Origin of the sequence: Xanthobacter lutulentifluminis (genome assembly GCF_043194675.2) — a bacterium.
GTDB lineage: Bacteria > Pseudomonadota > Alphaproteobacteria > Rhizobiales > Xanthobacteraceae > Xanthobacter.
This window is the reverse complement of sequence record NZ_CM195525.1, coordinates 973,038-992,757: the sequence shown is the minus strand read 5'-3', so window position 1 is coordinate 992,757 and position 19,720 is coordinate 973,038. Positions and strand designations below refer to the sequence as shown.

The 19,720-nt window shown below is 68.6% G+C and carries 22 protein-coding genes, 1 tRNA gene and 2 pseudogenes; 14 read left to right on the top strand and 11 right to left on the bottom strand.

The window, feature by feature from the left end; translation table 11 throughout:
• Positions 1-31 precede the first annotated feature (31 nt).
• From V5F49_RS04525 to V5F49_RS04510, 4 genes are read right to left on the bottom strand one after another with little or no spacing between them, the layout of a single operon-like run.
• Positions 32-253 (bottom strand): hypothetical protein, encoded by a 222-nt coding sequence (locus V5F49_RS04525; protein WP_394116277.1) that lies wholly within the window; start codon positions 251-253, stop codon positions 32-34.
• Positions 254-280: 27 nt separating this feature from the next.
• Complete coding sequence (locus V5F49_RS04520; protein ID WP_509210774.1) at positions 281-586, bottom strand: cytosine permease; 306 nt, start codon at positions 584-586, stop codon at positions 281-283.
• A complete protein-coding gene (locus V5F49_RS04515; RefSeq protein ID WP_394116278.1) occupies positions 498-1,130 on the bottom strand; it encodes a LysR family transcriptional regulator in 633 nt (210 codons plus the stop codon). The genes V5F49_RS04520 and V5F49_RS04515 overlap by 89 nt, the downstream gene beginning before the upstream one ends.
• Positions 1,131-1,180: 50 nt before the next feature.
• The gene (locus tag V5F49_RS04510) at positions 1,181-1,630 is read right to left on the bottom strand and encodes a DUF1989 domain-containing protein (RefSeq protein ID WP_509210744.1); all 450 of its coding nucleotides are present in this window, start codon (positions 1,628-1,630) and stop codon (positions 1,181-1,183) included.
• 288 nt (positions 1,631-1,918) lie between these two features.
• Here V5F49_RS04510 and V5F49_RS04505 point away from each other — a divergent pair.
• The 4 genes and pseudogenes from V5F49_RS04505 to V5F49_RS04490 all read left to right on the top strand — a co-directional run.
• A pseudogene (locus tag V5F49_RS04505) lies at positions 1,919-2,317 on the top strand (LysR family transcriptional regulator); the annotation flags it as partial.
• A gap of 67 nt (positions 2,318-2,384) precedes the next feature.
• Complete coding sequence (locus V5F49_RS04500; protein ID WP_509210743.1) at positions 2,385-2,804, top strand: LysR substrate-binding domain-containing protein; 420 nt, start codon at positions 2,385-2,387, stop codon at positions 2,802-2,804.
• A gap of 7 nt (positions 2,805-2,811) precedes the next feature.
• Entirely contained in the window at positions 2,812-3,129 is a 318-nt protein-coding gene (locus V5F49_RS04495; protein WP_394116280.1) for a hypothetical protein, read from the top strand.
• Positions 3,126-3,845 (top strand): hypothetical protein, encoded by a 720-nt coding sequence (locus tag V5F49_RS04490; RefSeq protein ID WP_394116281.1) that lies wholly within the window; start codon positions 3,126-3,128, stop codon positions 3,843-3,845. The genes V5F49_RS04495 and V5F49_RS04490 overlap by 4 nt, the downstream gene beginning before the upstream one ends.
• Here the strand turns inward: V5F49_RS04490 and V5F49_RS04485 are convergent.
• The 4 genes and pseudogenes from V5F49_RS04485 to V5F49_RS04470 all read right to left on the bottom strand — a co-directional run bounded on the left by V5F49_RS04485 (position 3,802) and on the right by V5F49_RS04470 (position 5,469).
• On the bottom strand, positions 3,802-4,305 hold the full coding sequence (locus tag V5F49_RS04485) for a phage integrase central domain-containing protein (RefSeq protein WP_509210742.1): 504 nt from the start codon (positions 4,303-4,305) through the stop codon (positions 3,802-3,804). The two genes, V5F49_RS04490 and V5F49_RS04485, sit on opposite strands and share 44 nt — an antisense overlap.
• A gap of 24 nt (positions 4,306-4,329) precedes the next feature.
• Positions 4,330-4,419, bottom strand: a pseudogene (locus tag V5F49_RS04480) (Arm DNA-binding domain-containing protein); the annotation flags it as partial.
• Positions 4,420-4,687: 268 nt separating this feature from the next.
• A tRNA-Thr gene (locus tag V5F49_RS04475) sits at positions 4,688-4,763 on the bottom strand.
• 325 nt (positions 4,764-5,088) lie between these two features.
• Positions 5,089-5,469 (bottom strand): hypothetical protein, encoded by a 381-nt coding sequence (locus V5F49_RS04470; protein WP_394114392.1) that lies wholly within the window; start codon positions 5,467-5,469, stop codon positions 5,089-5,091.
• A gap of 198 nt (positions 5,470-5,667) precedes the next feature.
• Here V5F49_RS04470 and V5F49_RS04465 point away from each other — a divergent pair, with 198 nt between their 5' ends.
• The 4 genes from V5F49_RS04465 to V5F49_RS04450 all read left to right on the top strand — a co-directional run bounded on the left by V5F49_RS04465 (position 5,668) and on the right by V5F49_RS04450 (position 10,711).
• Entirely contained in the window at positions 5,668-7,368 is a 1,701-nt protein-coding gene (locus V5F49_RS04465) for a helicase HerA-like domain-containing protein (RefSeq protein ID WP_394114393.1), read from the top strand.
• A gap of 202 nt (positions 7,369-7,570) precedes the next feature.
• The gene (locus V5F49_RS04460) at positions 7,571-8,053 is read left to right on the top strand and encodes an ANTAR domain-containing protein (RefSeq protein ID WP_394114394.1); all 483 of its coding nucleotides are present in this window, start codon (positions 7,571-7,573) and stop codon (positions 8,051-8,053) included.
• Positions 8,054-8,224: 171 nt separating this feature from the next.
• Positions 8,225-9,604, top strand: coding sequence for a M20/M25/M40 family metallo-hydrolase (locus V5F49_RS04455; RefSeq protein WP_394114395.1), 1,380 nt, complete (start codon positions 8,225-8,227; stop codon positions 9,602-9,604).
• Between the two features lie 111 nt (positions 9,605-9,715).
• Positions 9,716-10,711 carry a zinc transporter ZntB gene (locus V5F49_RS04450; protein WP_394114396.1) on the top strand — a complete coding sequence of 332 codons (996 nt, stop codon included), beginning with the start codon at positions 9,716-9,718 and terminating at the stop codon, positions 10,709-10,711.
• An 87-nt stretch (positions 10,712-10,798) separates the two neighbouring features.
• Here V5F49_RS04450 and V5F49_RS04445 read toward each other — a convergent pair whose 3' ends face one another.
• Complete coding sequence (locus V5F49_RS04445; RefSeq protein WP_394114397.1) at positions 10,799-12,427, bottom strand: glycosyltransferase family 39 protein; 1,629 nt, start codon at positions 12,425-12,427, stop codon at positions 10,799-10,801.
• A gap of 354 nt (positions 12,428-12,781) precedes the next feature.
• Entirely contained in the window at positions 12,782-13,378 is a 597-nt protein-coding gene (locus V5F49_RS04440; protein WP_394114398.1) for a superoxide dismutase, read from the bottom strand.
• A gap of 205 nt (positions 13,379-13,583) precedes the next feature.
• Between V5F49_RS04440 and V5F49_RS04435 the strand changes: the two genes are divergently transcribed.
• On the top strand, positions 13,584-14,354 hold the full coding sequence (locus V5F49_RS04435; RefSeq protein WP_394114399.1) for a hypothetical protein: 771 nt from the start codon (positions 13,584-13,586) through the stop codon (positions 14,352-14,354).
• 372 nt (positions 14,355-14,726) lie between these two features.
• Positions 14,727-15,752, top strand: a complete 1,026-nt coding sequence (gene cobT / locus V5F49_RS04430; protein ID WP_394114400.1) for a nicotinate-nucleotide--dimethylbenzimidazole phosphoribosyltransferase — start codon at positions 14,727-14,729, stop codon at positions 15,750-15,752.
• A gap of 23 nt (positions 15,753-15,775) precedes the next feature.
• Here the strand turns inward: cobT and V5F49_RS04425 are convergent, their stop codons facing one another.
• Complete coding sequence (locus V5F49_RS04425) at positions 15,776-16,840, bottom strand: sensor histidine kinase (RefSeq protein ID WP_394114401.1); 1,065 nt, start codon at positions 16,838-16,840, stop codon at positions 15,776-15,778.
• A 162-nt stretch (positions 16,841-17,002) separates the two neighbouring features.
• Between V5F49_RS04425 and V5F49_RS04420 the strand changes: the two genes are divergently transcribed.
• The 4 genes from V5F49_RS04420 (at position 17,003) to V5F49_RS04405 (ending at position 19,638) form a co-directional block, all read left to right on the top strand.
• The gene (locus tag V5F49_RS04420) at positions 17,003-17,494 is read left to right on the top strand and encodes a thermonuclease family protein (protein ID WP_394114402.1); all 492 of its coding nucleotides are present in this window, start codon (positions 17,003-17,005) and stop codon (positions 17,492-17,494) included.
• A gap of 107 nt (positions 17,495-17,601) precedes the next feature.
• Positions 17,602-18,213 (top strand): glutathione S-transferase family protein, encoded by a 612-nt coding sequence (locus tag V5F49_RS04415; RefSeq protein ID WP_394114403.1) that lies wholly within the window; start codon positions 17,602-17,604, stop codon positions 18,211-18,213.
• A gap of 5 nt (positions 18,214-18,218) precedes the next feature.
• Positions 18,219-18,962, top strand: coding sequence for an MBL fold metallo-hydrolase (locus tag V5F49_RS04410; protein WP_394114404.1), 744 nt, complete (start codon positions 18,219-18,221; stop codon positions 18,960-18,962).
• On the top strand, positions 18,955-19,638 hold the full coding sequence (locus V5F49_RS04405; RefSeq protein WP_394114405.1) for a uracil-DNA glycosylase family protein: 684 nt from the start codon (positions 18,955-18,957) through the stop codon (positions 19,636-19,638). Before V5F49_RS04410 ends, V5F49_RS04405 begins: the two co-directional genes overlap by 8 nt.
• Positions 19,639-19,720 lie beyond the last annotated feature (82 nt).

Below are 19,720 nucleotides of genomic sequence, written 5' to 3'. Positions count from 1 at the left end.
TGAAGCGCGTATAATCGGAGGCATAGACGAGCTAGGAAATGCCCCAGCCGATGCCGATCGCCGTCATCAGCTGGCTCATGGCTGCGATCTTGGCGGTGCCGGAGAGTGTCGTGGCGGACCACTGCACGTCCACCCGCATGAAGGCAAGCGCCGTCATCGCCACCATCAGCAGCAGGATAACCGGCATGGTGTAGCGCTCGAAATACTTGATCGCGTTGAAGCCCCACGCCGCGATGCCGACCTGCGCGAGCATAACGCCGTGTGCGATGAGATATTTGAGCTAGACACTGCACTCGATTCCCATCCGCTCCAGCGCGGCGACGGCGAGCACGATCCAGGTGTTGATCGCCACCCAGCCCATGGGCATGAGCACCTGCATCAGCGTCGGCAGAAAGGCGCCCCGCCGGCCGAAAGCGAGGCGGGGCAGGACCATCTGCGGCACGCCCGACCTGTGGCCCATGACGCTGCAGGCGCCGAAGAGGGCGCACCCCGGGAGGTTACCGACGATGATGACCGCGATGGTCTCGACCAGTCTCAGCCCAAGACGGATGCCGAGCGCGCCGAGCACCCAGTTGATCGGCGCAATGTTGGCGCCGGCCCAGATCCAGAACTGGTCGAGCGCGGAGGAGGATCGCGGGCTCGTGCGTGGGGTCGGCTGGGCCGTAGCGGATGGCGACGTCGATCGCGCCGGCGCGCAGGTTCGCGACGTCCTCGGTCGCGTCCACATGGACGACGATGTCGGGGAACATGGCGTTGAAGCGTCCGAGCCGCGGCATCAGCCGGCGTTCCGCGAAGGCCCGCGTGGTCGAAACGGTGATGGCCTCGCCCGAGCGCTCCTCGCGCAGCGTCGAGAACGCATCTGCCAGCCGGTCGAGGTCGTCGCGCAGGGTGGGGAACAGCGTCCGGCCCGTCCGTGTCAGCGAGACCGAACGCCCGGAGCGGTCGAACAGCTTCACGTCGAGCATTGCCTCCAGATGGCGGACCTGATGGCTCACCGCGGCGACGGTGACATGCAGCTCGTCTGCGGCCGCGGTGAAGCTGCTGTGGCGCGCGGCCGCCTCGATGGAACGGATGGCATTGAGCGGGGGCAGTTTTCGGAAGGCGGGGCTCCACGTTGTTGGAAAGGTCATCAGGGCGCGCGGACGTTCGCCGCGATGGCCGGGATCCTCATCGTCCGTGGTCAGAGGATGGCGAAGTGGGCATCCGTCGGGTGCATGGCGTTGACCGGAACCATGTCCTGCGGGCAGGCGGAGAACACGGCGATCAGGTCCATCTCCGCCCGCAGCGAAACATGCTGCCCCGCTGCGCTGGTCGGCGATGCAAAGGCGGGCCGACCGTCGTGGCCCACCGGGACGTTCATGAAGAGGTTGAGCGGGCTCGGGACGTCCGGCGCCGTGGAGCCCAGTTCCCGGAGCGCCGAGGCAAGATTGTCAGCGCAATTGTCGTGATGGCCCTGGGCCCCGAGCTGCCGATACCGATGGGCGTCGCAGGCCGCGATCAGCATGTCGTGGACGCCGGGGGACGTATCTTCGACCAGGGTCAGGATGGGCCGCCGGCGGTTGGTGACCAATGTGTCGTCGACCTGCAGGAACAGCCTTAGCATTGAGGCCCGGGAATGTTCCATCGACATGAATTCGGCAACATCCGCGGCGCTGAACGCCTAAGTGTCGATGACTTGCCTTCGATGGGTATTGATGACCTGGACGGTTCGTCCTTTCTCGACGTGTGTGGCGATGCCGCATCATGCCGGAATGCGCACGGCTTCGTGCTGGCCGATTTGGGAGCGCGCGCTCAACACTTGTGTTTCCTCGTTGCGAGGTTGCGCCGTGCGACCGGTTCACTCGAAAAAATCACAGCGTCCCATGCAAATCCAATAAATCAGATTGGCTTCATTATAAGAATTTCAAATGGGTAGATCATGCGCATCTGCCAGCTCGAATGCTTTCGAGCCCTGATGATCCACGGCCCCATGACCCGGGCGGCGGAGCTGCTCGACATCTCGCAGCCTGCGGTCAGCACAACCATCGCCGCCCTCGAGCATGAGGTCGGCCCCACCTTGTTCGTGCGGCGGGGCGGGCGGCTGCAGCCGACGCCGGAGGCCCATCTGTTCTTTGCCGAAGCCGCGCGCGCCCTGGAGGCGGTCGAGAACACCACGCGGATCGCCGGAGAAATCCGTGCCGGGCGCCGGGGGCACCTCGCCATCGCCGCCTACCCCAGCATCTCCATCAGCCTTCTGCCGCGGATACTGGCGCAATTCCAGAAGAAGCGCCCGGAGCTGCAGATGAAGATCATTACGCGCAACTCGATGATGGTTCGGGAGCTGATGTCGACCCAGCAGTTCGACTTTGTCATTGCGGAACTGCCAATCGACTATCCCACGTCACATGGAAGTATTCTCCTATGCGTGCGAGTGCATGATGCCGGCGGATCACCCTCTCGCGGGCCGTCCCGAGGTCACCCCGGCGGATCTCGACGGCGTGCCGTTTGTCACGCTCTTTCGCGGGGATCCGATCTATCAGCAGCTTGCCGCCGCTTTCTCCGAATATGGCGCGCGATGGAGCGTGGTTGCGGAAACCGAGGTCTTTTCGACAGCTTGTGAGCTGGTTCGCGCAGGGTGCGGCGTCGGATTGATCGACCCGATCGTAAGCGCAGCCTTCACCGCCGATATCGTCCGGCGCCCCTTCCGCCCGACGATTACTTATGAGATCGCATTGCTCTATCCGACGCACGAGGAGCTTTCGCAGATCTCACGGGATTTTATCAAGATGCTCAGGGCGCATCTGAAAAATCCACTAGGATCATGACAACGCGGTGGCCGAGAGCTTCTTCAACCTGCTCAAGCGCGAACGCATCCGCCGCAATGTCTACCGCACGCGCGACGAGGCCCGCCTCGACCGCGCGCGGGAGGCGGATGCGCCCGCGGACGAGACGGAGCGCCGGGCGCGCCAGCCGGCCTATGTGGCGCGCATCTCGGTGCGCGAGGGCGGCCTTGACACGGAGCAGGGCTGGAAGACCATCGAGCCGGGCATGGCGGTGACAGCGGAGGTCAAGACGGGGCAGAGGCGCATCGTCGAGTACCTGCTGTCGCCGCTGCTGAGATACAGGCATGATGCGGGGAGGGAGAGGTGACAAAGCCACTCGGAACGTCACGTATGTATGTAGCGATGCTCTATATTATTATATCAATATCCTACGTGATTGCGCCACTAGACCTATCCGCCCAGGTCATTCCTCCTGGAAGGAGGGATAGCTTGTCGATTCCACCGTTTCTCGGTCATAGATCAATCGAGACATTCCCTGTATACGCCACAATAAATGGATCAAAATGGAGAATCCCAAGAAATTATCTGGAGAGCGCCACGCTTGGAAGGACGGATGGGTACAGAGATAATTACTCAGTAACAGTTCTTTTATACATGATAATAACATATCCTGATTTTAAAGGCACGATCAGCGAGACGCTTAGATGTTTTGGCCCCCAAAATTGTCCTCAATCAATATCAATTGCAACTCCACAAACTAAATACACACTTGATAGTGACAAAAATATCGAAATATTTAATTCATCAAGAAAAACTATATATGATCTAAAAATAATAAGCATGGATGGGTTTCAGTATATTTATGCCGGACATGTATCTGATGATTCGCAGGATATGATATTTATAAGGTGTAACAACCCAGAGGATAAACAAATTATCGTACACGTATGCAGTGTTAGATTTAATGTATTTGGTTTGCATTTTTGGTATGCGTACAAAGATGATCTGTTGCCAAAATGGAAAGAGATTCACAACGGCGTTAAAGGGCTTCTAACTTCATTTCATGTCGGAGATGATCAATGACCATGCGACTTTCGCCCACTGCACTGGCTAAGATTAAGCTCGTGCTTTCTGACGACTCCAACCCAAAACGATGCTTCACTTTTGGCCGTTCCAAGGCATCGCGCAGGGCGGAGGTGGGGTCGGTCTGGGCCCGCAGCGTGGCGATGGCGAAGCGGAAGACGCTGCCGATGGTCGATCGCAGCCGCCGCGCGCTCTCCCGCGGCCCGCTCCGCTCGACCTGCTGCAGGAGCGCGAGAATCTCGACCGGCGTGATCTCGGCGATGGGGCGCTTGCCCAGGGCGGGGCCGGCGAGGCCTTCCAGCAGCCACTTGACCTTGGCGATGATGGCCGGCGCCGAATCGCGCGCGGCGAGGCGCGCCATGTCGTCGGCGGCCAGGGTCTCGAAGGTGTTGCCCTCGCTGATGGCGGCGTTGATCTTGTCGAGCTTGCGCGCGGCGGACGGGTCTCGCCCGTCCAGCAAGAGCTTCTTGGCGTCCTCGCGCTTCTGGCGCGCGGCGGCGAGGGAGACGGTCGGGTAGGGGCCGAACGCCAGTTGCTTGGGCTTGCCGGGGAAACGATAGGCCAGGCGCCACAGCCGGCTTCCGTTGGGATTGACGACGAGGTGCAGGCCGCCGCCGTCGACAAGCTTTCAGGCCTTCTCCTTGGGCTAGGCGGTGCGCAAAGCCAGATCCGTGAGGGCCATGTGTAGGCATCTCCTTGTGGGCATGACGTCGATGCCTACAAGCATGCCTACACGCGCGCGAGCCTCAACCGGACCTCAGTGGACCCAGACACGCCGCGCGACTTAATGCTTTGATTTCTCGTGCTAAATGGGCGTTGTCGGACGTCTTCGGAGAGGCAAATGGTGCCGCGGAAGGGATTCGAACCCCCGACCCACGCATTACGAATGCGTTGCTCTACCAGCTGAGCTACCGCGGCACGTCCGCACTCTTTACGGGCGCGGGGCGGCGTTTTCAAGGGCCGAGGCGCGCGCACGATCCACAGGAGCGCCGCGGCGGGCGCAAGGGCGCGCGAGCGTGGGCCGCAAGGGCCCGACGATGCCCGACGGAACGTCCGCGATGGCCGCGCCGGAAACGGGCGGAAACGTTCCGGCCCAGGATTGGCCGGAACTTAGGGGGAGGGGGTCCATCCGGTACAACGGGGCGGCAGGGCGGGGCTCATCTGCTAGGTGGCGACCGGCCCAGGCTTCCGTGCCGGCTCGGCGGTGCGGCCGCGGCGGTCGCCGGTGTGGCCGACGCGCGGTTCAGACCACCTGCCGCAGGCCCGGCACGGCGCGCACCAGCCGGTCCACGGGTTCGGCGCCGACGGTCTCGCGGGCATAGCCGACGATGTCGCGGACCGCGCTCTGCACCTGGGGCATGGTGAGGCCGTGGGCCATCATGGCATCCGCCACGCGGATCAGCTTCGCCATGCCGCCGAAATGCCGGTCGCCGAGGGCGGGGGCCTCGTCGTCGGGCCCCTCGGCCGCCAGCGCCTGCGCCCACGGATGGACCGCGAACAATGGCTCCAGAGCCTCCGGGGGCGCTTCCCGCCCCAGAAACCGGATGACGATGACCACGAGGGCGCGGGCCGTGCCCTCGTCCACGCCCAGCTGCGCCTTCAGGCGCTCGACCAGCTCGTCCACTGCACTCTCCTTAGCGCCGCATCGCCGGGAGGCGGTGGGCAGAGTGCCGGGCGGGCGGGACGCGCGCAAGGGGCGTGCAAGGAGGGCGACGCAATTTGCTTGCCCGTCCGCCGGACGCGCGCGACAACTCCCCAAGACACCAGACCGGGCGCTTCCGGCGATTCGGCCGGAGGCGCGCGCCGCCTTCGAGGATCCGCCATGGCCCGCCCCCCCGCGAACCGTCCGCCTGCGACCGGCCCGAGGAAGATTTCCCCGCCGGCCACGGAACAGGCGCCGGCGCCTGCCGCCGGGCCGGTGGCCGATCCCGATACGGACGGGCGCATCTTCATCGGGCGCAGCCCCGCGGCCGATGGGGGCGCCGGGTTCAAGGACGAGTATCTCACGCTGCGCCTCGCCAACCGGCACGGCCTCGTCACCGGCGCCACCGGCACCGGCAAGACGGTGACCCTGCAGGCGCTGGCCGAGGGCTTCTCGCGCGCCGGGGTCCCGGTGTTCGCCGCCGACATCAAGGGCGACCTTTCCGGCATCGCCGCGCAGGGCGAGCCGAAGGACTTCCTTCTGGAACGCGCGCGGGAGGTGGGCATCGCCTACGCGCCGGATACCTTCCCCGTGATCTTCTGGGACCTGTTCGGCGAGCAGGGCCATCCGGTGCGGGCCACCGTCTCCGAGATGGGGCCGCTGCTGCTCGCGCGCCTGATGGGGCTGAACGAGACGCAGGAAGGCGTGCTCAACATCGTCTTCCGCGTCGCCGACGAGCAGGGCCTGCTGCTGCTCGACCTGAAGGATCTGCGGGCGATGCTGGCGGACGTGGCGAAGAATGCCGCCACCCTCACCACCACCTACGGCAACGTCTCGTCCCAGACCGTGGGCGCCATCCAGCGCCAGCTGCTGGTGCTGGAGAATCAGGGGGCGGACAAGTTCTTTGGCGAGCCGGCGCTCGACATCGCCGACCTGATGCGGGTGGACCGCTCCGGCTACGGCACCATCTCCATCCTCGCCGCCGACAAGCTGATGGGCGCGCCGCGGCTCTATGCCTGCTTCCTCCTGTGGCTGCTCTCCGAGATGTTCGAGCGCCTGCCCGAGGTGGGCGATCCGGACAAGCCGAAGCTGGTGTTCTTCTTCGACGAGGCGCACCTGTTGTTCGACGACGCGCCCAAGGCGCTGCTGGACAAGGTGGAGCAGGTGGTGCGCCTGATCCGCTCCAAGGGCGTCGGCGTCTATTTCGTCACCCAGAACCCGCTCGATGTGCCGGAGCGCGTGCTGGCGCAGCTGGGGAACCGGGTGCAGCACGCGCTGCGCGCCTTCACCCCGCGCGACCAGAAGGCGGTGAAGGCGGCGGCGGAGACGTTCCGGCCCAATCCGGCGCTGGACACGGCCAAGGTCATCATGGAGATGGGCAAGGGCGAGGCGCTGGTCTCGACGCTGGAGGGCAACGGCGTGCCGTCCATGGTGGAGCGCACCCTCATCCGCCCGCCGTCCGCGCGCGTCGGGCCGCTCACGGCGGCCGAACGGGGCGCGATCCTGGCGAAGAGCCCGGTGGGCCACGTCTATGACGCCGCCGTGGATCGCGAATCGGCGTTCGAGATGCTGCAGGCGCGGGCCGAGGAGAAGACCCAGCCGCAGGAGGCGGCGGCCTCGGATGGCGGCGGCTTCCTCGGCGGTGTGCTGGACAGCGTGCTGGGCACCGGCGCGCCGGAGGCGGAGAAGACGGCCGGCACCCGGTCCCCCGGCACGCGGGCGGGCGGGACGGCCGGCGGGGCGGCGGCGCGCGGCGGCAGCAGCCGCATGACCACCACCGAGGTGGTGGTGCGGCAGGTGGCGCGCTCGGTGGCGAGCCAGGTGGGCACCCAGCTCGGCAAGGCGATCCTGCGCGGCATCCTCGGCTCCCTGAGCCGCTGACCCGGTCCGCGACCCGCGACGCGTCGCGGTCGATCGCATATCGCAAAAGCGTATTTTGTTGCGTCGATCGGGCGAGGGCGGTAAGTTTATGTTTACGCCGATGGGATTGCGGGGTCGCACCGGCGGAGATGCTCAACGCGCGCGCCATGCCGCATCCGTCCCGACGGACTGCCCGGAGGCGCGCCACGAACTGGAGCGCCTCATGAAGGTGTTGCCGACCGCCCGCATTCTTCTCGTTGATTCCCACTCGGAGCGTCGCCACGCGACCCGCCTCGCCCTTTCGGCGCTGGGCGTCGGTTCCGTGCGCGAGGCCGCCTCGCTGGACGAGGTCGCGGACCCGTCCCTGCTCGGCTCGGCTGACGTTCTCGTGGTGCAGGTGGACGACCCGGATGCGGCGCCGTCCAACCCCTTCCGCTTCGGCGCCGGCATTCCCGCCGTGCTCGTGGCGGAAGTGCCGGCCCAGCAGCTGGTCCGTGCTGCCGGCCGCGCCGGCTATGATGCCGCCCTCGGCGCGCCTGTCGCGCCGCGCCTGCTCTATCGCCGCATCGGCTCGGTGATGCAGCGCGCCCGCCGTCTGGCGCGGCCGCTCGCCGCCACCGTCTCCTCGGCCACGCTGGCCCCGGCCGTGGCGCCGGCGCCGGCCCCGGCCGCGCCCCAGACGGCCGACCTCGCCGCCGCGAGCTGATTCCGGTCCTCCCTGGCCGCGGGCCTCGGCCCGCGGTCCTGCGGACGGGGGCACCGCCCGGTGCCGGATCGACCGTCGGGCGCCATCATCCAGATCCGTCTTGCCAGATGCGCGCGAGGACGCGAGCATCCGTCGCGATTCCGGGCCCCGGCCCGCGTGACGGAGGACGAGATGGCGAACCTGGATGCAACGCTCAGTGCCGTGGATGACGGGCTCGACGCCGCCCTCGCGCGCCTGTTCGACTTCCTGAAGATCGCCTCCATCTCCACCGATCCGGCCTATGCCGACGCCTGCCGCGCGGCCGCGGACTGGGCGGCGGACCAGCTGCGGGGCCTGGGATTTGCAGCCACCGTGCATGCCACCCCGGGCCATCCCGTGGTGGTGGCCCGCACCGACACCGGCGCGCCGCGCCGCGTGCTGTTCTACGGCCATTACGACGTGCAGCCGGTGGACCCGCTGGACCTGTGGCAGACGCCGCCGTTCGAGCCGCGCTTCGGCGAGACGCCGGACGGGCGGCGCACCATCGTCGCCCGCGGCGCCTGCGACGACAAGGGACAGGTGCTCACCTTCCTCGAGGCGCTGCGTGCCTTCTCCGCCGCCGGCGACCGCCCGCCGGTGGATGTCACCGTGCTGCTGGAAGGCGAGGAGGAGTGCGGCTCGCCCAGCCTGCCCGCCTTCCTTGCCGCCCACGCAGGCGAGCTTTCCGCCGACGTGGCGCTGGTGTGCGACACCGGCATGTGGGACCCGAAGACCCCCTCCATCACCACCTCCCTGCGCGGCATCCTGCACAGCGAGCTGACCATCGAGGGGCCGGACCGCGACCTGCATTCCGGATTGTTCGGCGGGGCCGCACGCAATCCCATCCAGGTGCTTTCGGGCATCATCGCCGCCGCGCGCGATGGCGAGGGCCGGGTGACGCTGCCCGGCTTCTACGACGACGTGCGCGAGATGCCGGACGAGGTGCGCGCGCGCTGGGCCGGCCTCGGCCTGACGGCGGAAGCATTCCTCGGCCCGGTCGGGCTCTCGGTGGCGGCGGGCGAGGCCGACCGGCTGGTGATCGAGCAGATCCAGTCGCGCCCGACCTTCGAGGTCAATGGCATCTTCGGCGGCTATACCGGCGCCGGCACCAAGACCATCATTCCCGCACGCGCCTCCGCCAAGATCTCCTTCCGTCTGGTGGCGGACCAGGACCCGGCGAAGATCCGCGCCGGCTTCGAGGCGTTCGTGGCGGCGCGCGTGCCGGCGGACTGCCGGGCCGTGTTCCATTGGGGGGAGGGGGCCCGCGCCTTCCTGGTGCCGCCCGAGAGCCCGGACCTGACCCGCGCCGCCGGGGCGCTGGAGGCGGAATGGGGGGTGCCTCCCGTCACCATCGGTTCGGGCGGCTCGATCCCGGTGGTGGGGCAGTTCCGCGACCGGCTGGGCGTGGACACGCTGCTGATCGGCTTCGGCCTCGACGACGATCGCGTGCACTCGCCGAACGAGAAGTACGACCTCACATCGTTCCACAAGGGCACGCGCAGCTGGGTGCGCATCCTTGAGGCGCTGGCCTGAGGCGGGCTGACGTTACGGCCGACTTTTGTGCGTCGCGCAATCGTGCAAGGAAGGCCGTATCCGGGTTCGACGGAACGCCCTGAGCACGAGCACCAGCCGAGAGGACGCCCGATGGAACGCCCTGCGAACAGGTTTGACCCGGAGGGGCTGCTTTCGGCGTGGCGCTTCGACGGACGGGGCGGCGCGACGCGTCTGCCGCTGGAGACGGCGCTGGCCGAGAGCGGGCCGGACGGCGGCTTCGTCTGGCTCCATTTCCGCCACCTGCCGCGCGCGCCGCAGACCTGGCTGAAGCAGACCAGCAGCCTCGACCCCTCGGTGGTGGAGACGCTGGGCGAGGACGACTGCCGCCCGCGCTGCGCCATGTTCACGGACGGGGCGCTCCTGTCGCTGCGCGGCATCAACCTGCAGCGCAACGCCCTGCCGGAAGAGCTGGTCACCATTCACCTGTGGGTGGATGCGCGCCGGGTGATCTCGGTGCAGCACGATTTCTTGTCCGCCATCGCCGATTTCGACGACGCGCTGATGCGCGGGCGCTGCCCCCGCACCCAGGGCGAGTTCGTGGCCGAGCTGTCCATGCGCCTCGTGGAGCGCGTCGACGCCGTGGTCGACAAGCTCATCGACGAGGCGGACGAGCTGGAGGACGCGGTGCTCGCCTCCGGCGCGTCCGAGCTGATCCCGAAGCTCGCCGTGCTGCGCCGCGTCGCCATCAAGCTGCGCCGGCACATCGCCCCCCAGCGCGAGGCGCTGAACCATTTCGCCCTCGAGGACGACGCCTGGATGGGGCCGAAGGACCGGAACCGCCTGCGCGACGCCGCCGATCGCGTCACCCGCTTTTCCGAGGAGCTGGACAGCGTGCGCGAGCGCGCCGCCGTCATCCGCGACCAGATGGTGGACGCCCGCGCCGAGCAGATGAACAAGTCCATGCTGGTGCTGGCGGTGGTGACGGTGGTGTTCGCCCCCATGACGCTCATCTCCGGCATGTTCGGCATGAACGTGGGCGGCATTCCCGGCAATACCGATCCGGAGGCGTTCTGGGCGCTGGCGCTGGCGATGATCGCCCTCGGCTTCGTGCTGCTGTGGCTGTTCCGTCGGCTCAAGTGGATCTGAGCGCCGCGCGCGTCGGGCAAGGACGCGGAAAATGAAAGGCCGGGCGCTGGGCCCGGCCTTTTGTCCTGTGCTTCGGGTCGGCGCGGGTCACTGCCGGTCGGCGAACACGCTCGGGAAGGGGCGGCCGCGCACGTCGTAGACGGTGGCGTAGGTGACGCCCTCGCGCTCGATCTTCACCAACTGCGGGGCCTTCACCTCGGCGCAGTAGAATTCGCCGAGCTTCAGGTAGAAGTCCGCGCTGCTGCTGTCGTAGGTGGTCTCGTAGCGCGGCCCCAGCTCGGCGGCGGCGGCGAAATAGGGGCCGCAGACCGCGACGCGCAGCTTGCGCCCCTGGGGCAGGGAGCGACGATGCTGCTCCACATATTCGTCCAGCTCCTCGGCGGCCTGCTTGAAGGCGAGGCCCCAGTAATCGAGCATGAACTGTCCGTCCGCGCGCTGGATGCCGCCGGCGATCCGGTTGTAATAGGTATATTCATACGGGTGGAGGCTGCGGAAGTCGGCCGCCGTGAGGCCCACGCCCAGCACGAACACGGCGGCGACACCGGCCCGCGCCATGCGCGGGAGGCTCTGGGCCTTCTCCCACAGCCATGCCGCCGCGAAACCGCCGAGGATGGACAGGGCGGGCGTGATGAACACGAAGTGGCGGATGCCGTTATAAACCACCGGCCGGGCCGCCACCGTCAGCAGCACCGGGAAGGCGGCGGCGACGGCGACCATGAGGATGCGCGCGCGCCGGGCCGGCTTGTCCTTGCCGAACAGCGCGGTCACCACGGCCCCGGCGAACCCCGCGATCACGAGGCCGAGGAAGAGTTCCGGCATCTGCACCGAGAACAGGGTCGGCACGTAGGAGCGCGGCATGTCGGGCACCAGGATCGGCCGGCCCTCGAACATCTCGTGCCACGGCACTTCCCAGAAGTGTGAATAATACTTCAGCGCAACCAGCGGGTTGAGCGGCTCGGCGACGCCCCACGGCCAGATCACGCCCATGACCACATAAGCCAGCGGCAGGCCGAGGCAGAGCAGGCCGACGAAGCGCAGGGCGCGGCCCAGGGCCGGCCGCAGGCCCAGGCTCCGCGCTTCCGCGACCAGGGTGAAGCCGATGCCGGTGACGATGAACACGCCGCTCATCAGGCCCATGACGCGGGTGCCGATGGCGAGCCCGAGGGCAAGGCCGAACAGGATGACGGTGCGCGGGGTGGGGTTGGGGAATTCGTCGAACGCCCGGACCATCGCATAGATGAGGCCGGCGCTGGCGACGGCGAAGGGTGCATCCTTCGCGTTCATGAACATGTGCCCGTAATAGAGCGGGCAGATCAGCAGCAGCGCCACCGCCGCGAAGCCGCCCCAGGGGCCGGACAGGCGCCGGGCGATGCGCCACACCACGAACAGGCCGGTGATGCCCACCACGCCGCCGAGCAGGCGCCGGATGTCGAACACGTCCACGAACGGGAAAATCCGGGAGAGCCAGTTGGCCAGGAGGTCGAAACCGCCGCCGTAATAGTACAGGTTGACGAAGGAGAATGCCTTCTGGTTCGTCATCCCCGAGGCGTAATATTTGTAGAGGAGATCGCCGTACTGGGAGTGGGTGAAATCGTCCCAGCCGAGCCCGTAATCGGAGAAGGTGAGGGCGGCGATGACGGTGATGGCCGCCAGAAGGACGAGGGTGAAGGCATCCGCCATGGCACCCGGCCGACGATCGATCTCTCGGAACGACATGGAAACTACGACCCCGACGAAGACCCCGACAAACAACTCCGGCGCGCGACCACCGTCAGAGGTAGATCATACCTCCGGCAACGGAGTCTGGGATACCTTGATACCGCTTGGGGCGGCGCGCGTCACAGCTAAGATTCACTAGGCGAAGATCGCAACAAAATTATGCAATGCGCTGCAAAAAGTTGCGGCCAATATGGAGTGAAATTGCGGCGGCCGCACAGGGCTACGTAAGGAGAGGTGCGGCGCGAAACCTTGTGGCGCCAGAGTCGTTCACCGCAAGGAGAGGAAATTTACCGGCAATTTGTTTGACCGGGAGAGGCGCCCCCCGGCCGATGCCGGAGGGCGCTCTTTTAATCACGCAGCCTTGCTGTACAGCTCGGCCACATATTCCCAGTTGACGAGATGGTCCACGAACGCCTTCAGGTAGTCCGGGCGCCGGTTGCGGTAGTCGATGTAGTAGGAGTGCTCCCACACGTCGACGCCGAGAATCGGGGTGGCGCCGGTCACCAGCGGGCTCTCGCCGTTGGCGCTCTTGGCGACGACGAGCTTGCCGTCCTTGAGGGCGAGCCACGCCCAGCCCGAGCCGAACTGGCCGACGCCGGCGGCGATGAAGTCTTCCTTGAACTTCTCCACCGAGCCGAGGTCCTCGATGATCTTCTTCTCGAGCTCGCCCGGAATGGCGCCGCCGCCGTTCGGCTTCATCCAGTTCCAGAAATGCAGGTGGTTGTAGTGCTGGCCGGCGTTGTTGAAGAGCGGGGCATTCTTGCCGAACGACCCGACCACGATCTCCTCAAGGGATTTCCCTTCAAATTCAGTTCCCTTTAGGAGATTGTTGCCATTGTTGACATAGGCGAGGTGGTGCTTGTCGTGGTGGTATTCCAGCGTCTCGCGCGACATGTAGGGGGCGAGGGCGTCATACGCGTAGGGCAGGTCGGGCAGCGTGAAGGACATGAAATGATCTCCGCAATCTATCCGGCGTCGCGCTCGGGGCGAAATCGCGGCCCCGGCGCCATACCGGGTATACGACATGTCCGAGCGTGGACCTAGATAGGGTGGCGTCCGCCGCCAAACAACCTTGATCCGGCCGATTTTCCCGGCGAGGTACCACCTGGAGTAAGAGACGGCCTGAGGCCGGCAAGCGGAAGTGGGGTGCGAGATGTGGTGGTTCCTTGTCCTTCTCGGCGTTCTCGTCGCCCTGGCGGGGCTGTCGGTGATCGCGCTTGGCGTGGTCATCTTCCAGTCCACCTTCGGCAACACGCTGATCACCACCGGCGCGGTGGCGGCCTCGGGCGGCTTCGTCATCACCGCCATGGGACTGGTGCTGCGCCAGCTGGAGCGGCTCACCCGCCAGATGGACCGCATCGCCCCCGAGGGTGAGGAGGCGCCCGCCCCGCGCCTGTCCGCCCGCGCCGCCGTCCCCCGCCTCACCGCCGAGGAGGCCGGCGAGCCGGAAGCGCTGCCTGCCGCCCCCGTTCCGCCCGCCCTGCCGCCGGCCGAACCGCCGCGCGAGCGTCTCGCCGCCCCCTCGCGCCCGGTGCCGCAGCTCGCCCCCGCCGAGCCGTCGGTGGAGCCGGCCGATCCCATGGTGGAGGCCCGCCGTCAGCGCCTGCAGCGCCGCGGCGATGCGCCGGCCCCGCCCGTCGCCCCCGCCGCTCCGCCCGCAGCATCCGCGCCCGCCGCGCCGTCGCGTCCGCGCACCGGCTACGAGCCGCCGGCGCGTCCGGCCCGCGCCGCGCCGGAGCCCGAGCCGGCGCCCCGGCCCGAGCCGGAGGAGCCGCGCATCCTGAAGTCCGGCATCGTCGGCGGCATGGCCTACACCCTCTATTCCGACGGCTCGATCCAGGCCGACCTGCCGGACGGCGTGGTGCGCTTCGCCTCCCTGCAGGAGCTGCGCGACCACGTGGCGCAGTCCCAGTCCGGCCGCTGACGCACGGGCACGGCCATCCGGCTCGCGCGGCCGGGCGGCAGCGGGTGACGACCAAGGTCCGGCCCTGCCGGCACGCGAGGCATCTCCGGTCTGCTGCCGCCTGAACCTGTCGCCGCGTGTCGCGATCTGCCGCCGCGTGAGCTGGCGCGCCTGCGTACCGGCACGCCGATCCGTGCACACCGCGGATTCGCGCCGTGTGCGTCGCCCTGTGGCCGCCGTCCTCGCGTCCCGTGTCTGGCGCGCGGCCCCGCCTCATGCATTTGCCGCGGAGGCCGCATGGCTCTATGGAGCGGGCCCATGTCTCCGGTGCGAGCGACGCACGCCGCCGTCCGGCAGCCCCAGACAGCCCCAGGTAGCCCTCCAGGTAGCCCCATGTATCCCAGCGAATCCGGCCTCCCCTTCGACGACATCCGCCAACTCGTCGCCACCATCCCCGGTCCCGACGAGGGCGCGCGCGCGGGGGCGCTGGCGCGGCAGGAGCGGCTGGTGAAGCCGCCCGGCGCGCTGGGCCGGCTGGAGGAGATCGCGGTTCACCTCGCCACCTGGCAGGGCAATTCCCTGCCCACCGTCAACCGGCCCATGGTGGCGGTGTTCGCCGCTACCCACGGCATCGCCGAGCGCGGCGTCTCGCCCTATCCGGGCGCGGTGACGAAGCAGATGATGGACACCTTCACCGCCGGCAAGGCCGCGGTGAACCAGATCTGCGCCACCTTCGACGCCGGCCTCAGGGTGTTCGATCTGGCGCTCGACTATCCCACCCCGGATATCACCACCGATGCCGCGCTGGACGAGAAGGCCTGCGCTGCCACCATGGCGTTCGGCATGGAGGCCATCGCCGGCGGGTCGGACCTGCTGTGCCTCGGCGAGATGGGCATCGGCAACACCACCATCGCCGCCGCCATCTGCCACGGCCTCTACGGCGGCGATGCCGAGGACTGGGTGGGCGCGGGCACCGGCGCCTCGGGCGAGGTGCTGGCGCGCAAGGTCGAGGCGGTGAGGGCCGCCATCGCCTTCCACCGCGATCATCTCGACGATCCGCTGGAGGTGCTGCGCCGGCTCGGCGGGCGCGAGATTGCGGCCATCGCCGGCGCCATCATCGCCGCGCGGCATGAGAAGGTGCCGGTGGTGCTGGACGGCTATGTGGTGACCGCCGCCGCTGCCGTGCTGCATGCGCTGAACCCGGCCGCGCTGGATCACTGCCTCGCCGGCCACATCTCGGCCGAGAAGGCCCATGGCGCGGTGCTGAAGCGGCTCGGCCTCAGGCCGGTGCTCGATCTCGACATGCGCCTGGGCGAGGGCTCGGGCGCGGCGCTGGCCATCGGCGTGGTGAAGGCGGCGGTCGCCTGTCATCGCGGCATGGCCACCTTCGCCGAGGCCGGCGTCTCCGACGGCGCCTGAGGCGGTTTCTCGTCCCCGGCCCCTCAGCCCTTGCCGAGGGCCCGGGCGGCCGGAAAGCGCACCCGCGCCCGCGTGCCGCCGCCGGGGCGTCGCACCAGCGTCAGCGCGCCGCCGTGCAGCCCGGCCAGTCCGCGGACGATGGCGAGGCCGAGCCCTGCGCCGCGGCCCGAGGACACATCCAGCCGGCTCTCGCGCGGATGCGGGGCGCCCAGCGGCAGCTCGCGCTCGTCGATGCCGGGGCCGGTATCCTCCACCGCAAGGAACGGCGCGCCATCCGGTTCGGTCCCGGCCACCAGCGCCACATGGCCGCCGGCCGGCGTGAACTTCACCGCATTGGCGAGCAGGTTGAGCACGATCTGGCGCAGCGCGCGCTCGTCTCCCCACAGGCGCGGAGCGGAGGCCGGGGCCGTCACCGCCAGCACCACGCCGGCCGCAGCGGCCGCCGGAGCCATCATGGCCGCGCACTCGTCCGCGAGTTGGTCGAGCCGGACCGGCGTCTCCATCAGCGAGCGATGGCCGCTCTCGATGCGGGCGAGGTCCAGCAGGTCGTCGGCCAGTGCCAGAAGGTGCCGGCCGGAGGCATGGATGTCGCGGGCGTAGCCGCCGTAGGCCGCGACCCGGTGCGGACCCAGCACCTCGTCCGCCATCATCTCGGAAAAGCCCATGACTGTGTTGAGCGGGGTGCGCAGCTCGTGGCTCATCTCGGCCAGAAAGCGGGACTTGGCAAGGCTTTCGGCAGCGGCGCGGCGGTGCTCGGCCTCGGCGGCGGCGGCCCGGCTCTCGGCGGCGCAGAGCGCGCGGGCGAGCCGCCGCATCCTGGCCAGCAGAAGCCCGGCAGCCAGCCCCGCCGCAGCTGCGCCTGCAAGCGCGCCGGCCACTCCCGCCACCCCCCCGCCGGCCAGCGCGAGGCCGCAGATGCCGAGCGCGGCCACCACCGGCGCGAGCGGCACCCGCTGCGGGAAGGGCGGCAGCGACCGTGCGAGAGGGGAGGACAGGGCGTTCGCCGCGGCGAATCCATCCCCCTCGGCCGCGGGCCCCGGCGTGGGGCAGGCGGCGTCGTCGAGCGGGGGGCAAAGGGGGCCGGACATGCGGCAGAAGCCCTTCTCGGGCGCGGCCGGCCTCGACGGAGACTCGGTTTGCGCGCCGACGGATACGCTGGATCGACTCCTGCGGCAGTCGCGGTTAACGAGCGGTTAACGACCACGGCCGATGCTGCGTGCCTCCACCGGAGTCGTGCGAAAAGGCAAGCCATGCGCCCCCTCGACATTACGCTGGCCGTCCTCATCCTCGCTGGGCTCGCGGCGGTGACGGGGCTGCTGGGCCGGAACGAGGAGCTTGCCGGACCCGCAACGGTCATCGACGGCGATACCCTCGACATCGCCGGGATCCATGTGCGGCTGGCCGGGATCGACGCGCCGGAGCTGAAGCAGCAGTGCGTGCGTCGCAACCGTCCATGGCCGTGTGGCGAGGCGGCGCGCCGGGCGCTGGAAGAGGCCATCGGTGGCGCCAGGGTCTCGTGCGCTTCGAGCGAACGGGATGTCTACGGCCGGCCGGTGGCACGCTGCCGCGCGGGAACCCTCGACCTTGCCGACCACATGGTGCGCGAGGGGTACGCGCTGGCCTATCGGGGTCGCGACTATGCCGGCGCCGAGGCGGAGGCGCGGGCGGGACGCAGGGGGGTGTGGTCCGGCACCTTCGAGCCGCCGGCGGAGTGGCGCGCCGCCCACCCGCGCCGATCCTGAGGGCGGGCGCCGGCCGGTGCCGGGCCCAACGGGGCCGCACTTGCGCCATGCCCCAAGGCATGGTCTTTCGCTGGGCAAAAGACAGCAAAAGAGGAGATGCCGGCACCATGAAGCTCTACGACTCGGGACGGGCGCCAAACCCCCGGCGCGTACGCATCTTCCTGGCAGAAAAGGGTATTTCGGTCCCGACCGCGCAGGTGGACCTGGGCAAGATGGAGCATCGCTCCGAGGGCTTCACCCGCCTAAATCCGCGCCAGCGGGTGCCGGTGCTGGTGCTGGACGACGGCACGGCCATCTGCGAGACCATGGCCATCTGCCGCTATTTCGAGGCGCTGCAGCCGGAGCCCAACCTGTTCGGCCGCACGCCGCTGGAGCAGGGGCTGGTGGAGATGTGGCAGCGCCGGGCGGAGCTGGAATTGCTGTTCCCGATCATGATGGTGCTGCGCCATCTCAACCCCGGCATGGCCCAGATGGAGATGCCGCAGGTCGCCGAATGGGGCGAGGCCAACAAGCCCAAGGTATTGGCCGCGCTGGATTTCTTCAACGATGCCCTGACCGACCGGGCGTTCCTTGCGGGGGAGCGGTTCACGGTGGCGGACATCACCCTCCTGGTGGCGATCGACTTCATGCGGGTGATCCGCACCGAGGTCTCGCCCACCCTGACCCATCTCGCCCGGTGGCACGACGTGGTCTCCCAGCGGCCGAGCGCAAAGGCTTGAGAGACATGAAGCTGAAGGTGGTGGGCTGCGGCGATGCGTTCGGCTCCGGCGGACGCGGGCACAGCTGCTTCCGCGTGACGTCCGGGGCGGCGACCGCCACCCTGGATTTCGGCGCCAGCGCCCTCGTGAACTTCAACAGGTTCGACATGGGTTCGGCGGACATCGACTTCATCTTCCTCAGCCATCTGCACGGCGATCACTTCGGCGGTATCCCGTTCCTGCTGCTGGACGGCCAGTTCGTCCGGCAGCGGACCCGCGCGCTCGTCATCGTCGGCCCGCCCGGCACCCGCGCGCGGATCGAGGCGGCGCAGGAAGTGCTGTTCCCCGGCACCCTCGGCCTCGACTGGCGCTTCCCCTGGCGGGTGGAGGAGGTGGAGCCCGGCTCCACCAGCCACCACGGCCCGTTCACCCTGACCACCACCGAGGTGCGCCACCCCTCCGGCGCGGCCGCCACCGCGCTCCGCCTGACCGATGGCGTGCGCACCCTTGCCTTCTCCGGCGACACGGAGTGGACCGACGCCCTGCCGCGGCTCACGCACGGTGCGGACCTGCTCATCTGCGAGAGCTTCGCCTTCGCCGGCATGCCCTACGGCCACCTCTCCTACGAGACCATCTCCGCCCGGCGGGCGGAGCTCGGGGCCGGGCGCATCCTGCTCACCCACATGAGCGACGGCATGTGGGCCCGACGGGGGGAGGTGGACACGTCCCATTTCATCGTCGCCGAGGACGGCATGGAGCTCGATGTCTGAGGGCGCGCTGGCGGCGCTGGTGGCGCGCATCCGCGCCTGCCGGGTGTGCGTCGAGACGCCGCGCGGGGCGCCCATGCCCCATGAGCCGCGCCCGGTGCTGCGGGTGTCGCCCACCGCCACCATCCTGGTGGCCAGCCAGGCGCCGGGCACGCGGGTCCATGCCAGCGGACTGCCCTTCACCGATGCGTCGGGCGACCGGCTGCGGGCGTGGATGGGGGTGAGCCGCGAGGAATTCTACGATGCGGCCCGCATCGCCATCGCCCCCATGGGCTTCTGCTTTCCCGGCCAGGATGCGCAGGGCGGCGACCTGCCGCCGCGCCGGGAATGCGTCGCCACCTGGCACGACGCGCTGTTCGCCGCGCTGCCGCCGTTCCGGCTGATCCTGGCGGTGGGGCGGCCGGCGCAGGCGTATCATCTGGGGCGCCTCGGCCTCGGCGCCCATCTGAAGCCGAGCCTGACCGAAACGGTGGCCGGCTGGCGGGACGTGCGCGCGGCCGGCGCCGCGCTGCCGCAGCCGGTGGCGGTCTACACATTGCCGCACCCCTCCTGGCGCAACACCGGCTGGCTCAAGCGCAACCCCTTCTTCGAGGCCGACCTCCTGCCTCGGCTTCAGGCCGATATCGCCCGCGCGCTGGGTCGGCAGCACGGCGATGCGGACCCCGCGACGGTTGCCTAAGCCCTGAGCAGCGCACATATGTCGGGCTTTGAAGTTTGGGCGTCGCATGCGAATCAAGGATCTGTTCCGAAACATAGCGGTC